Origin of the sequence: Ensifer sesbaniae (assembly GCF_013283665.1) — a bacterium.
Lineage (GTDB): Bacteria > Pseudomonadota > Alphaproteobacteria > Rhizobiales > Rhizobiaceae > Ensifer > Ensifer sesbaniae.
In genome coordinates, this window is the sequence record NZ_JABEKU010000002.1 from 1,155,626 (window position 1) to 1,169,055 (window position 13,430).

A 13,430-nucleotide genomic window follows, 5' to 3' on the forward strand; every position below is an offset into this window, starting at 1 on the left:
CTCAGACCGGGTCGACGACGAACTCGCCGCCCCGGCACGTCTTGAGGTAATTCAGTCCATGGACCTGGCCGGTCATCTCCAGATCGTCGCGATAAACCGGATCATGCCAGCCTTCGATATCGATCGAGCCGGACCAGCCGGCCAGTCGAAGCTCGGAAATCACGTCGGTCCAGTTGGTGTCGCCAAAGCCGGGCGTACGCATGAAGACGAACTTTTCCTTGCCGAAAATTCCGTGTTCGCGGATGACGTCCCAGCGGATGGTCGCGTCCTTGCCGTGCACGTGGAAGATCTTCTTCGCCCATTTGCGGATCTGCGGCAGCGGATCGATCAGGTAGACCATCTGATGGCACGGCTCCCATTCGAGGCCGATGTGATCGTCCGGCGTCTCGTTGAAGATGAGTTCCCAGGCGTCCGGATTGTGCGCGATGTTCCAGTCGCCGGTATGCCAGTTGCCGTCCATGGCGCAATTTTCGAAGGCGATCCTCACGCCTCTGTCGGCTGCGCGCCTTGACAGCTCGGACCAGATCTCGCGGTAGCGCGGCAGACTGTCGGTCAAAGGCTTGCCGCGAAGGCGGCCGGTGAAACCGGCAACGCATGTGGCACCGAAGTGATGGGCATTGTCGATGCAATCCCGCCAGCCTTTCAGGGTCTCCTCGTCGATCTCCGTCGTCTCCAGCGGATTGCCGAACATGCCGAGCGTGGAGATGGTGATGTCGCGATCGCCGATCGCCTCGATGCACCGCTTACCAAGTTCGGCGAGATCCTGCCCATTGGTCGTCTGCCAGAAGAAGGGTTCGAAACTCTCGAAGCCCATGTCGGCGATCTGGCTGATGCGCTTGTCTGCGCCGCCCTTGGTGGCCGAAATCATCGTGCCGATGCGAATGGAGTTTCTGGTTTTTTTCAAAATTGGCTCCCTAGACTGCAATGGTGACGCGTTTGCCATCCCGCGCGCTGTCGATCGCGCCGAAGACCATGGCAAGGCTTTTGATGTTGTCGCTGCCATCCGTTTCCGGCACGGTTCCGGCGTCGACGGCTTGGACGAAACGCTCGATGACGCTCGCGTGCCCGTGCGTATCGGCACGGTCTTCGGCCTCGGGCACTGCGATCGGCTCGACGGCACGCAGGAAACCCTCGCTGCCTGTGACCACATTGGCCTCGAAGCGCTCACCGCCATCCCAGAGCAAAGTTCCCTTGGAGCCGACAATTCGCCACGCGCTTTCCCAACTGGTGTTGGCGCCCTCGGCGCACCAGGAACCGCGATAGCTGAAGGCGACATTATCGGAAAATTCGAAGATCGCATTGGCGGCCGCGCCGTGGCGATACCAGGAGCCCTCAGGATTGTATTCGTGGCAATAGACAGCGAGAGGCTCCTTGCCGGACATGAAGCGGGCCGCATCGAAGGTGTGGATCGCCATGTCGAGCAAAAGGACATTGTCCATCTGTTCGCGAAAGCCCCCGAAATGCGGACCGAGGAAGAAATCGCAATGCAGCGCCGTCAGCTCGCCGAGGCTGCCGGACTGGATGAGGCGGCGTATGCGGCGGACGCCGTCGATGAAACGTCGGTTTTGCACGATCGCATGGATACGCGAGGCTTCGCTCGCAAGTCGGCGCAACTCGCGCGCCTCTTCGAGCGTGGCGGCCATCGGCTTCTCGCTCAGCACATGGCAACCATGGGCGAGACCGACGGCCACCACCGCGCGCCGTGCCGCCGGAACGACGATGTCGAAGAGCAAATCAGCCCGGCTTTCGCGGAGAACCTCTGGTAGGTCCGTACCGATCAGGATGTCGCCAAGGTGGAACTCGGCAGCGAGCGCTTCAGCGGTCGCCCGATTGAGATCGACAAGGCCGACAATCTCCACCTTCTCTCGAAGAGAGTTGCTCTCCGTCAGCGCCCTCAGCCAACCTTTGGCCATAGCTCCGCACCCGCACAAAACGGCCCTGTGTCTCACGTGATTTCCTCCAAGAAACGGAAGCGGCAACTCCTCAATTGGCTTCCGTAAACGTTTACGATACTATGCGGCAACGGGTTTTTATGTCAAGAGGTGAGAAAATGGCCGATCGTGAGGCTCAGGAGGAACGCGGAAAAATGAAGGGGATTCGCGAGCTTGCCGAACACCTCGATATTTCGATCGGCACGGTGTCCCGTGCGCTGAACGGCAAGCCCGACGTCAACGAAGAAACCAGAAAAAGGGTGCTGGAAGCAGCGGAATCCCTTGGCTACGTCGCCAACCAATCGGGTCGCGCCCTCCGGAAGGGAGCAACTGGCGTCATCGGCTTCATGATGCAGACCGGCACTGAAATCACCGGCCAGGGCGATACCTTCTTCATGAGCGTCTTCGACGGCGTTCAGACCGTTTTTGCGCGTCACAAGCTCGATCTGGTCGCCCTGCTCTGCTCCTCTGAGGAGGATCCGAACGACTATTTGAAGCGCGTCGTTGCCCGCGGTTTTGCTGATGGCATCATCCTCTCGGCGACCCGGCGGCACGATGCCCGTTTCGAACTGCTGGCCAAGCGCAAGATCCCGTTCATCACCCTCGGACGAAGCCTGACCGATGTCGGTCAGCCGTGGCTCGACCTGGATTTCGAGGGCATGGCGGAGGCTTCCATCGACCGGCTCGTCGCCCGGGGTCACACGAACATTGCCATCACACGACCGCATGACGACATGAACCTCGGCTATGTGTTCGAGGATCAGTGCCGGGCAACCCTTGCCCGCCACGGGCTTCGCCTCGACGAGCGTCACGTCTTTCGTTCGACTCCGAACGAGGCCGGAGGCTACCAGATCGCCCGTGAACTGAGCGCGCTTCAGAACCGTCCGACGGCGATTGTGCTGATCAACGAAGCAATTGCCGTCGGCCTTTATCGCGGGCTGGTGGAAGCAGGAGTAAAGCCTGGACGAGATCTTGCGATCATCGGCCGCCAAAGTCCGCAATCAGAGTTCCTGTCGCCCCGCCTAACATCATTCAGCCTGTCGCTACGTGACCTCGGCATTGCACTTGCCGAAACCCTGCTTGGCACGATGCCGGCTTTCGCGCATGTCTACCCGGCGAAACCCGCGCAACTGCTCTGGCCCATGGCGCTCGTCCCGGGCGAAAGCGATTAAGCAACAGATATGTCCCATCAGCAGAAACGGACTCTATGCAGCTGTGCATCCTCGCCTTGAACGAGTACGAACCGCGTCCCACCACCTTCACCGGATGGGGTATCCGGAGGTCGGCGTGTCAACGCACACTCGTCATCCCCTGAAATGGGTATAGCTCCTCACAGGACCAAAAGGTGGAAACTCAGTTTCCCTGGGAACGGCCGGTTCTAACTGGTCTGCCTAACATTGGTGTCATTCAAATTGGTCATGGATACGTCAGATGTCTAACTCAATCTGCGATACATTTCCCGGGATATGCGAAAAAAGCCGCCTCAGAGGTCCACGACCGACTCGGCTCTTGCGCGCCGCAAACGACAACCTTCTTCGTGGCAACTGGTCCTCGTTCGATACGTCCATTCCCACGCTCTCTCCTGGTGGCGACGGCAGCCCTGCCATCCGATTTGGATCCGCGATCTCCATCCTGGGGTTGGTTGTTGTCACCGCGCATGCCGAGGTTGGAGCCGCGGCAGAAGTCCTCTTCGGGGCGCTTGGTGAACTCTTGACGAGAGTGCCAACGATTCTCTGGTGACTTCGGCCCATGCCGGCAAGGCGGACACGGGCCGGCAGAGGCAGTCACGGCCTGCAAAAGCACGCCCGCGGAGCTTCGGCGAGCCGATCTCACACCCTAAGGCTTACGCCCGATACGTTCAGCCAAAAGGTCGTAGTTGCGTTGCAGATTCCGATTTGCCCTGACGGTTGAAACATCGACCAGTTCAGCAGGCAAATGGCCCGCCAGATGGAGAACTTTCCGTAAGGGCGGCCGAAGACATGGGATGCGGACCGATCTCCTTCCGTGTGGTGAGCGCGCAGTTCTCCACGCCGTCGGCGTGGTTTAGAATCCGCTTGGCGGCACGAACAGGCAGACGGTGCGCCCGCTCTTGGAGCCGTTCACTGAACACCAATGGTACTCGCCATCGGGCAAATGCCGGATTCCTGTGTCCTTGTAGGGAATCGTCTCGCCGGTCGCTTTTACGATGAAGCCTTCCGGTTCGAAGGCTGCGAGACGGAACCACGTTCGACGTAAAATGATCCATCGTTTCTGAGTGCCCCCATCAAGCTCCATCGCGAGCTCACCCGAGTGATGCGCTTCAAATAAGGTCTTTACGGCAACCCGACCACTACTGGCTTGGCAATGCCGCAGAAGTGCTCATAGCTTGCCTATAGAGCGGGGCTATGGGTATTTAGCAGGGATGGCTTCGGACATTATCGAGGCGTGACGCAACGCTGGGAAAGTCGTCACGCGCAATCCGCAGCCCGCGTGCTGGTAAAACTGATGGGCAAGCTCGCAGGATGCCCGGCGACCTCCACACCCCCGGGCTTCAAGTAGCTTTCCGAAAAGTGTATACCCACGAGCAGGTTGCGGACCGTTTCGCGACGATCCGGCCTCGTCCGTGCAGGCGAGCGAGCCCCCCCTGCCCCGATCGTCAGAACCTCGATCGAGGAAAATCTTCATCGCACCGATTTGTTCGCGCTCGACCACGACAAGGCAAGCCGCCCACCTAGCTCGGGTCGCACGCCAGTCCCAAGCCGCCGGCTGTCCCGGTCGAGGGTTTCGCCGAGCCACTCGACGTCCATTTTGGAGGGATAAACGAGAGTGAACCGATGTGCCTGTAGCGGGGCGATTTCAAGTGCCGAAAGCTCGCCATTCGCCGGGTTGACGCCGGCGAAATACATCAGACGCAGATCGCTCCGAAACTCCTCGTGCCCGGCAATCCCTTCATAGTCATTGAGGAAGTCCCCGCAGCCATAAAGGATGAGGCGGTTGCGGTAAACCTCGATCGCTTTGGCGTGGTGCGATGAGTGTCCGTGCACGATCGATACGCCGGCATCGTCTATAAGCGCATGCGCAAATTGCCGCTGAGCGGCGGGTATGTCATCCCCCCAATTGGGGCCCCAATGAATCGATAGGACGACCACATCCCGTGGCCGCTTCATCCTGACGATATGATCGGCAACGCGACGGGCACTGGTCGGAGTAAGATCCGGCAGAAAACCCACGCCTGCCCTGTTGCTTGCTGCGGCCCAGCTTCGTGGTGTCCCGGCCGTCGGAGTCGCAAGCGCAAACACGAGCACGCGTCCTTTGTTACCCCTCTCAAGGACGGCCGGCGCGCTCGCTTCGGCCAGGTCATGCCCGGCACCGGCGGTCTTGATTTGCAGGTGGACCAAGGCCGCCAAAGTGTCGAGTAAGCCAACGGGTCCCCAATCGAGAACGTGGTTATTGGCAAGGACACAGCAGTCCACGCCGGCAGCGACAAGACAGGATGCGTTTTCGGGGCTCATCCGATAGTTGATGCCCTTCGGGACGTAATCGTTGCTGCGGGTTACGGCCGTTTCGAGATTGATGATGCGGACATCAGGGCGCACACGCTCGAGCTCATCCAATGCCACGCCCCAGATATAGGTTGGTCCCGCCGATCGCGGAATCGGTCCGTGCGCTTGCTCCGCCAGACGGACGTAGTCTCGGGCTGATCGAAGATGCTCCTCATGCAGAACCGGATTGGATGGAACGGGCAGCACTTGATCGAGGCCCCGCCCGGTCATGACGTCACCGCAAAGGAAGAGCTGCATATACGGGTCGTGCTGGTGTGACCGTCCCATCAGATGCCCCGAGCTTTTGCCGCTACTATTCTCGCCTGCGGAGAATAGGCGGCTAACCTATTGGGGTACAATTTAGGCAAGGCTATCGGTCGCGATCGCGGCTGGGAGGTCCGATCCCGGCGAGGGCCTTCAAAACGCCAACTCCTCCTTCTTCGGCTCAATTGGCTCATTCTGCTGGACCCTGGGCCTCTACCAACGCCTACATCGAGTGATATCAGGGGCGCTCCTGGCTGGGGCCGACGCCCTCCTTAAGCTTACGGAAGCTCTATCTCGCCGTCGATCACGTGGTTGAGTCCGGTGCCTTCCGCTGTCAGTGTCATGCGGACTTTCAGCTTCTTGCCGCCGATCTGCCCTTCGCGCACCGTCTCCTCGATCTTGCGCTGTGAGGTGACGCCGACTTCCTTCAGGAACTTGCGGATCGACATGTTGAAGGTGTCTTCGCTCATGGCGGAACTCCTCCGTCTTCCGAACGGCATTGTAAGGGAAGGCGAGTGCCCAAGGAAGCGAGACGATGACGCGCGCTGCCATACAAATACGTCAAAACGGACTGGCGCTCGCGCTTCGTGATATCGGACGAACAGGTCCATCTTCCTGCCGCAATGGTGGCAGAACCCCGAAAATCCGCCGCAACGCTACCGCCAGCCTCAACAAGAGCGAAGCCCGCGCGCTGTTCTTCAATCGTCTTGGAGAGCTCCGGGACAGCACCTTCGAGAGTCAGTTCTACCGTCCGGGCCGAACCTCCTCATCAATCCCATCGTCTACTGGAATACGCTCCATCTCGAACCGGCTTTCGCCGAGATCAATCGTGAAGGCATCGCCACGCCTGCGGAAGTGATCAAACATATCACCCCACTCGCCTGGCAGCATATCAGCCTGACCGAAGATTACATCTGGACTCCGACGGACAGCCCCGATCTCAGGCCGCTGCGGCGAGAAACATCTATCCTCGCTGCATGATCACCATATGTTCTCAAATGTCGGACAGATTCACCACTTTCGCGTCGTGACGACTATTACAAAATTACAATCATCAGCGCACCAAGCTGAAACTGAAAGGACTGAGCCCTGTGCAATACAGAACTCAGTTCCTATTATCCTAGCCCAGCAATCGTCCAACCTTTTGGGGTCAGTTCAGCACTGCGGTCTTTTTTGGCGCGGTCCCGACGGACCGCCACCAGGGAGATTATTTGCGGATCTCGGCGAGCTTGGCGAGAATGCCGTCGACGACTTCGGCACCGATCTCGGCCTTGTGCTTTTCGTAGACGACCATGGACTTCTCGCGGATGCGAGCCTGCTCTTCCGGAGACAGGACGTTCACTTCCAGGCCTGCGGCCTTGATCTTCTCGAGCGACTTCTTGTTCAGGTCGCTAATGACCTGACGCTCGACATCACGACCGACGGAAGCGCATTCCCGCAGAGCCGCCTGTTCATCGGGCGTGTAGGTGTCGAAGATCGCCTTGGAGAAGAGGAAGAGGAACGGCGTGTAGGCGTGGTTCGTCTCGGTGATGTACTTCTGCACTTCGAAGAACTTCGAGGTGTCGATCGTCACATAGGGGTTTTCCTGGGCGTCGATCGTCTTGGTTTCCAGAGCCGAGAAGACTTCGCCGAAGGCCATCGGGGTGGCGTTGGCGCCGAGGTTCTGGAAGGTGTCGAGGAATACGTTGTTCTGCATGACGCGAACCTTCATGCCCTCGAAGTCCTCCCACTTGGTGACGGGACGCACCGAGTTCGAAAGGTTGCGGAAGCCGTTTTCCCAGTAGCTGAGGTTCACGAGGCCAACCGCTTCGAGCTTCTTGCTCATCTTGTCGCCGAAGTCGCCGTCGAGAATCTTGTAGGCTTCCTGGGCATTGGAGAAGAGGAACGGCAGGTCGAAGACGCCGAGAGCCGGCTCGATGCCGACGAGCGGAGACGACGAGGTGACGACGGCTTCCTGAACGCCCGAGCGCAGGGCTTGGGTTGCCTGCAGGTCTCCGCCGAGCGCGCCGCCCCAGAAGGCCGTCAGCTTGAGCTTGCCGCCGGACTTTTCGTCCAGGCACTTCTGCATGGCCTCGATACCATTGCCGACCGGATGATCGGCGTTGATGCCGTTCGACACGCGGATGTTGCGGTCGTTGAATTCAGCGAATGCCGGAGCAGACATGGTGCATGCCAATGCGATGGCGGTGGTGGTCAGAAGCAGTTTTCTCATATTATCCTCCCAATGGATTGTTGAGTGAGAAGGTTGGGCGCGCCGGTTGTCAGTGGAGCCAACGCGCCGGTACGATGACCAAGTCCGGGAACAGGACCAGGAGAAAGAGCACGATCGCCTGCGCAGCGAGGAACGGCCACACACCCGCCGTGACCTTTCCGAGCGGGATACGGCCGACGCCGCTGACGACGTTGAGAACGACGCCGACCGGTGGGGTCAGAAGACCGATGCAGTTGTTCATGATGAACAGGACGCCGAAGTAGACCGGGTCGATGCCCGCCTGCTTGATGATCGGCATCAGAACCGGCGTCAGGATCAGAATTGTCGGCGTGAGGTCCAAAGCGGTACCGACGATCAGCACCAGGATCATGATGGCGAACATCAGCAGGATCGGACGGTCGATCAGCGGTTCGATGTAGCCGGTAATCTCGGCCGGAATGTTCGCTGCGGTGATCAACCAGGCGGAAACGAGCGCGGCGCAGACCAGGAACATGATCACGGACGTCATCTTCGCCGCCTGCAGGATCACGCGCGGAAGTTCTTTCCACGTCAGCTCACGGTAAATGAACATGCCGACGAAGAGGGCGTAGGCCGCGGCGACCACGGCCGCTTCGGTAGGGGTGACCATGCCTGCCTTGATGCCGCCGAGAATGATGACCGGCATGCCGAGCGCCCAGAGTGCCCGACCGGTCACCTGGAGGCGTTCATTCATCGACGCGCGCGGAAGCGCCTCGATCTTGTCCTTGCGCACCACGACCAGCCAGGTGACGATCAACGAAATGCCCATCAGCAGACCGGGAAAGACACCTGCCATGAAGAGCTGCGTGATCGAAACGTTGGCGGCGACGCCGAAGACGATGAAGGCCATGGACGGCGGAATGACCGGGGCGATGATGCCGCCGGCGGCGAGGAGGCCGGCCGAACGCGGGACATTGTAGCCGGCCTTCGCCATCATCGGGATAAGGATGGCGGCGAGCGCGGCGGTGTCCGCGGCTGCGGATCCGGAAATGCTGGCCATGATCAGCGCGGCGACGATCGCCACGATTCCGAGACCGCCACGAATGTGGCCCACGCAGGCGATGGCGAAATCGATGATACGGCGCGAAAGGCCGCCGGCGTTCATCAGCTCGCCCGCCAGAATGAAGAACGGAATGGCCAGCAAGGTGAAGGTGTCAGCCCCCGCGATCATGTTCTGGGCGATGATCTGGGTGTTGAAGATACCCATGTACCACATGAGCACGACGCCGCAGAACATCAGCGAAAATGCAACCGGCACCCCGATCGCCATGGCTCCCAGCAAGGAAGCAACAAACACGAGAAGGGTCATCAGCTACGTTCCGCCATCTGCTCAAGAGTGAGGTTTTCGCCAGCGAAAGCCTCGATTTCTTCCTGGGTCACGCGACCGGTGAGGAGACGGACAAGCCGTTCAAGCGCGATGATCACGCAGCCGCCGCCGGTAAAGAAGCCGATACCGTAGACGAAGCCCATCGACAGGCCGGTTACGGGCGCCTTCATGCTCCAGTTGATCGGAAGCTGCATCCAGGTGCCCCAGAAGAAGATCGCACAACAGCCGATGATCACCAGGTTGCTCAGGATCATGCAGACGATGCGCCCCTTGCGGCCGAGAAACGCGACCAGCGTTTCGACGCCCAGGTGCCCGTGTTCGCGGAACGTCACGACGGCGCCGATGAAGGTTACCCAGACGAAAAAGTAACGCGCCAATTCATCCGACACGGTCAGGCCAGAATTCATCGCATAGCGCATGACGACGTTGACGAAAACCATGACTGCCATCCCCGAAAGAAGGACGATCAGCAGGAATTCGAGAGCTTTGTAGAATAGATCGATTGCCTTTTGCACTTGGTCCTCCCCCGTTCGAAAATTACAAGAGATCGCGCTTGGCGAGGTTCCGCATGAGGGCGCCGACCCCGAAGGTCCATTCCGGGCAGGCATTGCAGCGATCAACCCAGTTCACCAGGCGCCCGAGCTTCGGCGTCGATATTTCCACCCTGTCGCCCACTTCGTGCGTGAAGCCCTGTCCGACGCCACGGCGATCCTTCACTGGCGCGAACATAGTGCCGAGGAACAGCACCGCGCCGTCCGGATACTGATGATTGCGGTTGCGCAGTTGCGACACCAGGTTTTCCGGGCTGCGGCTGATCGCCTCCATCGGGCTTTCGCCGGCCATCTCGAAACCATCCTCACCTTTGACCAGCAGCGAGACGCGAACCTTGCGCAAGTCGTCGATGGTGAAGCTCTCGTCGAACAGGCGGATGAACGGGCCGATCGAGCAGGACGCATTGTTGTCCTTCGCCTTGCCGAGCAGCAAGGCGGAACGGCCTTCGACATCACGAAGGTTCACGTCGTTGCCGAGAGTGGCGCCTAGGATCGTGCCGTCAGAACGAATTGCGAGCACGACTTCGGGCTCGGGATTGTTCCACTGCGAGATCGGATGGATGCCGACCGTGTCGCCACAGCCGACGGAGGACATCGGCTGCGACTTGGTGAAGATCTCGGCGTCGGGGCCGATGCCGACTTCGAGGTACTGCGACCAGAGGTTCATGTCCTGCAGCAGCGCCTTTACCTTCGCCGCCTGCTGCGAACCGGCTACGAGACCACGCAAGCTGTCGCCGAGCACCGGCGCCAACCGTTCGCGGATTTCGAGAGCCCGGGAGGAATCTCCCCTGGTCTGCTCCTCGATCACGCGCTCGAGCATGCTGTCGGCGAAGGTGACGCCAGCCGCCTTGATCGACTGAAGGTCGATCGGCGCCAGGAGGTCACCCAACTTGCCGGAGAGGAAATCGTCGAGAGAGCCGAGATCGGCAAGACCAGCCGCGGATATTAGCCTGCCGACCAGCCCATCCTGCTCGAACAGGAAGGAAACGGTGGCGGCGATGCTTGTCAGGTCAAGCAAGCGTCCGTCGCGCAGCAGTACCGGGCAAGGGCCATCGACGGCCTTCGACCACACACGCCCGACCAGAACGGCCTGCGCCGCGTCTTCCGGCAAAATTGCGGCCGCGGATAGTGAATACTTGGAAACCAAGTCGCTCCTCCCATTTCGAATGTCTCCCAGGCAGCAACCTCCCGCTGCCTTGCCGTATTGTCTGGATGTCTGACAACAACCTGTAACGTTTTAGTCGGGCTCCGCGGCACTGTCCAGCTTCAAATCATGACTTGCTCAAAAGCCGCCATGCTTGGGGCTCTCATGACCATTTCCACAGACCCTCGAGATTGGCCTCGAGTTTAATCAAATGCGCCCTCAATAGGACTCGAGCGTCAGATCGAGCCGCCGCGCCGCCCCCAACAGGTGCATCTTCATCGCCTCCCTCGCTCGCCTCGGATCCCGGCTGGCAATGGCATCGCGTAAAACGACATGCTCCTTGATCGTCACCTCGACGATCTCCTCAAGAACCGCGGCCGCTCGCGCCGCATTGATCGCCAGGCTGATGCGCTCCGCGATGAACCCGATGAAGACCGCGAAGTACTCGTTTCCGGTGGCGGCGGCGACTGCGCGATGAAACGCAAGGTCGGCGACGATACCTTCCGCCGTCCACTTTTCCGCGCCGCTCATGCTGGCGAGCGCCTCGTCGATACGCTGAAGATCATCGGGTGTATGGTGCAGGGCAGCGAGGCCTGCGGCCTCGATTTCCAGCGGCACACGCAGCTGAAAGAGATCACGGAAGCTTTGGCGGTTGGCCAGGTCATCCTGCTCGATACGGATCGGTCGTGCGTGGGGCTCGGTGACGAAGGCGCCGACACCCTGGCGCGTCTCGACAAGCCCTTCGTTGCGCAGCTGCGCAATCGCCTCGCGCACCACGGAGCGGCTCACGCCGAGCGCCTTGGCCAGAAAGTGTTCGGTCGGCAGCTTTTCGCCGGGACGTATTCGGCCTTCGGTGATGTCGCGCGCAATCTGAGCGGCAATGCGTGCCGGCAGCTGTTCGCTTCGCCTGATTTGTCCGAATTCCATCGTATTTACGCCCGCCTCCTCCGCGTCACGTGAGGGTTGTCTCTCAATCCCGCGCGAAACTCAATTGGGAACCGGGATTCATCCGAAGATCCGGATCGATCGCCGTCTTTGCCGCGGTCAGCAGCTTGCGCCGAACCGCGGACAGACGCGTGTCGAAGTCGGACTTCTTCAAGCGACCGATGCCGTGCTCCGCACTGATCGAGCCGTGATAGCCGTCGAGCACTTCGTTGATGATCTTCTTCGCCTTGTAGATGCGCGCGTCGATCTCACTCCGCGGCAGGTCACCCGGCGGCAGCACATTCAGGTGCACGTTGCCGTCGCCGACATGGCCGTAGGAGACGCAGACGCATTCTGGAAGTGCGTCGTAGACGGCCTGCTGCGCATCGCGCACGAAATCGGCCAGCCGCGATAGCGACACAGAAACGTCGGTGCGCAAGTGCGGACCGCGCTTGGCCTGCCCCTCGTTCATACCCTCGCGGAAAAGCCAGAGATTGCGCGCCTGCGCCTTGGACGTGGCGACCACTCCGTCGATCACGAGACCGTCGCCCATGACACCTTCGAGGAAACGTTCCATCAGATCCGATACGTCGACCAGCCCCGAACCCGAGATTTCGATTAGCGCATATGCCGGGTGATCGCCCGACATTGGCATGGCGAGGTCCGGCATCGCCTCGCGCGCGAGTGTGAAGGCGAGCGGCGGCATGAACTCGAAGGCCGACAGAAGGTCGCAGCAGTCGCGACGGGCGCGGCGGTAGAGCGCGATCACGTCGTCGAGCGCATTCAATCCCAGCAGGGCGGTGGCCACCTGATCCGGCATCGGCATAAGTTTCACCGCGACCGCCGTGATGATCCCGAGCGTACCTTCGGCTCCGATGAACAACTGCTTCAGATCAATGCCGCGATTGTCCTTGCGCAGCGTCGATAACCCTTCGAAAACCGAACCGTCGGGCAGAACGACTTCCAGTCCCAGCACCAGTTCGCGCGTCATGCCGTAGCGCAGGACATTGATGCCGCCGGCATTGGTGGAGACATTGCCGCCGATTTGACAGGACCCCTGCGCACCGAGCGCGAGCGGGAAGAACATTCCGGCTTCCTCGACCTTGTCCTTGAATTCGGACAGGATAGCGCCCGCCTCAACGACAGCCGAATAATCGTCGACGTCAAGCTGGCGGATGGCATTCATCCGCTCAAGGCTCAGCACGACCTGGCTTTCCGGCGCATCTGGCGTAGCACCCAGCACGAGGCCAGTGTTGCCGCCCTGCGGCACGATCGCAACGCCGAGTTCGGCGCAGATGCGTACCGCCTTCGAGACATCATCGGTAGAGCGCGGACGAAGGACCGCGATTGCTCCGGTGGTCACATCTCCGTGCCAGTCACGACAATAGCGTTCAACCTCCTCCCCGAGGAGAACCAGGTCCGCCCCGAGGGCATCCACGAATTTCTGCTGATGTGACTGGATGCGCGCGCTCACATGTCCCTCCCGGCGTGCGGGACGCCAATTACCTGTTTTCAAACGCATCATATAAGGTTATCAG

Annotated in this window: 12 protein-coding genes and 2 pseudogenes; 3 read left to right on the forward strand and 11 right to left on the reverse strand. The window is 60.3% G+C overall.

The genetic code is table 11. The annotated features are described in order from the left end of the window. Window position 1 precedes the first annotated feature (1 nt). Window positions 2-868: a sugar phosphate isomerase/epimerase family protein gene (locus BHMPCIPO_RS23025; RefSeq protein WP_246304648.1), complete on the reverse strand. Its 867-nt coding sequence runs from the start codon at window positions 866-868 to the stop codon at window positions 2-4. A gap of 46 nt (window positions 869-914) precedes the next feature. Further along, window positions 915-1,949: a Gfo/Idh/MocA family protein gene (locus BHMPCIPO_RS23030; RefSeq protein WP_173519132.1), complete on the reverse strand. Its 1,035-nt coding sequence runs from the start codon at window positions 1,947-1,949 to the stop codon at window positions 915-917. Window positions 1,950-2,086: 137 nt separating this feature from the next. Here BHMPCIPO_RS23030 and BHMPCIPO_RS23035 point away from each other — a divergent pair, with 137 nt between their 5' ends. Next, window positions 2,087-3,103 (forward strand): LacI family DNA-binding transcriptional regulator, encoded by a 1,017-nt coding sequence (locus BHMPCIPO_RS23035; protein ID WP_173519133.1) that lies wholly within the window; start codon window positions 2,087-2,089, stop codon window positions 3,101-3,103. A gap of 871 nt (window positions 3,104-3,974) precedes the next feature. On the opposite strand, the gene BHMPCIPO_RS23040 is transcribed toward BHMPCIPO_RS23035, so the two are convergent. The 3 genes from BHMPCIPO_RS23040 to BHMPCIPO_RS23050 all read right to left on the reverse strand — a co-directional run bounded on the left by BHMPCIPO_RS23040 (window position 3,975) and on the right by BHMPCIPO_RS23050 (window position 6,186). Beyond that, window positions 3,975-4,205, reverse strand: coding sequence for a hypothetical protein (locus tag BHMPCIPO_RS23040; protein ID WP_173519134.1), 231 nt, complete (start codon window positions 4,203-4,205; stop codon window positions 3,975-3,977). Between the two features lie 386 nt (window positions 4,206-4,591). Further along, entirely contained in the window at window positions 4,592-5,710 is a 1,119-nt protein-coding gene (locus BHMPCIPO_RS23045) for a CapA family protein (RefSeq protein WP_246304514.1), read from the reverse strand. A gap of 284 nt (window positions 5,711-5,994) precedes the next feature. Continuing rightward, window positions 5,995-6,186, reverse strand: coding sequence for a DUF6494 family protein (locus BHMPCIPO_RS23050; protein ID WP_173519136.1), 192 nt, complete (start codon window positions 6,184-6,186; stop codon window positions 5,995-5,997). Between the two features lie 89 nt (window positions 6,187-6,275). Here BHMPCIPO_RS23050 and BHMPCIPO_RS33875 point away from each other — a divergent pair. Together BHMPCIPO_RS33875 and BHMPCIPO_RS33880 are read left to right on the forward strand one after the other, a co-directional pair. Continuing rightward, window positions 6,276-6,697, forward strand: a pseudogene (locus BHMPCIPO_RS33875) (Tn3 family transposase); the annotation flags it as partial. A 65-nt stretch (window positions 6,698-6,762) separates the two neighbouring features. Continuing rightward, a pseudogene (locus BHMPCIPO_RS33880) lies at window positions 6,763-6,840 on the forward strand (IS3 family transposase); the annotation flags it as partial. An 83-nt stretch (window positions 6,841-6,923) separates the two neighbouring features. Here the strand turns inward: BHMPCIPO_RS33880 and BHMPCIPO_RS23065 are convergent. The 6 genes from BHMPCIPO_RS23065 to BHMPCIPO_RS23090 form a co-directional block, all read right to left on the reverse strand. Next, complete coding sequence (locus BHMPCIPO_RS23065) at window positions 6,924-7,928, reverse strand: TRAP transporter substrate-binding protein (protein ID WP_173519137.1); 1,005 nt, start codon at window positions 7,926-7,928, stop codon at window positions 6,924-6,926. Window positions 7,929-7,977: 49 nt separating this feature from the next. After that, window positions 7,978-9,255 (reverse strand): TRAP transporter large permease, encoded by a 1,278-nt coding sequence (locus BHMPCIPO_RS23070; protein ID WP_173519138.1) that lies wholly within the window; start codon window positions 9,253-9,255, stop codon window positions 7,978-7,980. Beyond that, a complete protein-coding gene (locus tag BHMPCIPO_RS23075; protein WP_173519139.1) occupies window positions 9,255-9,788 on the reverse strand; it encodes a TRAP transporter small permease in 534 nt (177 codons plus the stop codon). Before BHMPCIPO_RS23075 ends, BHMPCIPO_RS23070 begins: the two co-directional genes overlap by 1 nt. A gap of 22 nt (window positions 9,789-9,810) precedes the next feature. Beyond that, entirely contained in the window at window positions 9,811-10,971 is a 1,161-nt protein-coding gene (locus tag BHMPCIPO_RS23080; protein ID WP_173519140.1) for a fumarylacetoacetate hydrolase family protein, read from the reverse strand. A gap of 216 nt (window positions 10,972-11,187) precedes the next feature. Further along, window positions 11,188-11,895, reverse strand: a complete 708-nt coding sequence (locus BHMPCIPO_RS23085) for a FadR/GntR family transcriptional regulator (RefSeq protein ID WP_173519141.1) — start codon at window positions 11,893-11,895, stop codon at window positions 11,188-11,190. Between the two features lie 43 nt (window positions 11,896-11,938). Then, window positions 11,939-13,366 carry an FAD-binding oxidoreductase gene (locus BHMPCIPO_RS23090; protein ID WP_247958832.1) on the reverse strand — a complete coding sequence of 476 codons (1,428 nt, stop codon included), beginning with the start codon at window positions 13,364-13,366 and terminating at the stop codon, window positions 11,939-11,941. Window positions 13,367-13,430: the final 64 nt, after the last annotated feature.

Coding starts and splice junctions, on each gene's coding strand:
- BHMPCIPO_RS23025 (WP_246304648.1), bottom strand. CDS start 868: ATGATTTCGGCCACCAAGGGCGGCGCAGACAAGCGCATCAGCCAGATC.
- BHMPCIPO_RS23035 (WP_173519133.1), top strand. CDS start 2,087: ATGAAGGGGATTCGCGAGCTTGCCGAACACCTCGATATTTCGATCGGC.
- BHMPCIPO_RS23040 (WP_173519134.1), bottom strand. CDS start 4,205: ATGGAGCTTGATGGGGGCACTCAGAAACGATGGATCATTTTACGTCGA.
- BHMPCIPO_RS23045 (WP_246304514.1), bottom strand. CDS start 5,710: ATGCAGCTCTTCCTTTGCGGTGACGTCATGACCGGGCGGGGCCTCGAT.
- BHMPCIPO_RS23050 (WP_173519136.1), bottom strand. CDS start 6,186: ATGAGCGAAGACACCTTCAACATGTCGATCCGCAAGTTCCTGAAGGAA.
- BHMPCIPO_RS23065 (WP_173519137.1), bottom strand. CDS start 7,928: ATGAGAAAACTGCTTCTGACCACCACCGCCATCGCATTGGCATGCACC.
- BHMPCIPO_RS23070 (WP_173519138.1), bottom strand. CDS start 9,255: ATGACCCTTCTCGTGTTTGTTGCTTCCTTGCTGGGAGCCATGGCGATC.
- BHMPCIPO_RS23085 (WP_173519141.1), bottom strand. CDS start 11,895: ATGGAATTCGGACAAATCAGGCGAAGCGAACAGCTGCCGGCACGCATT.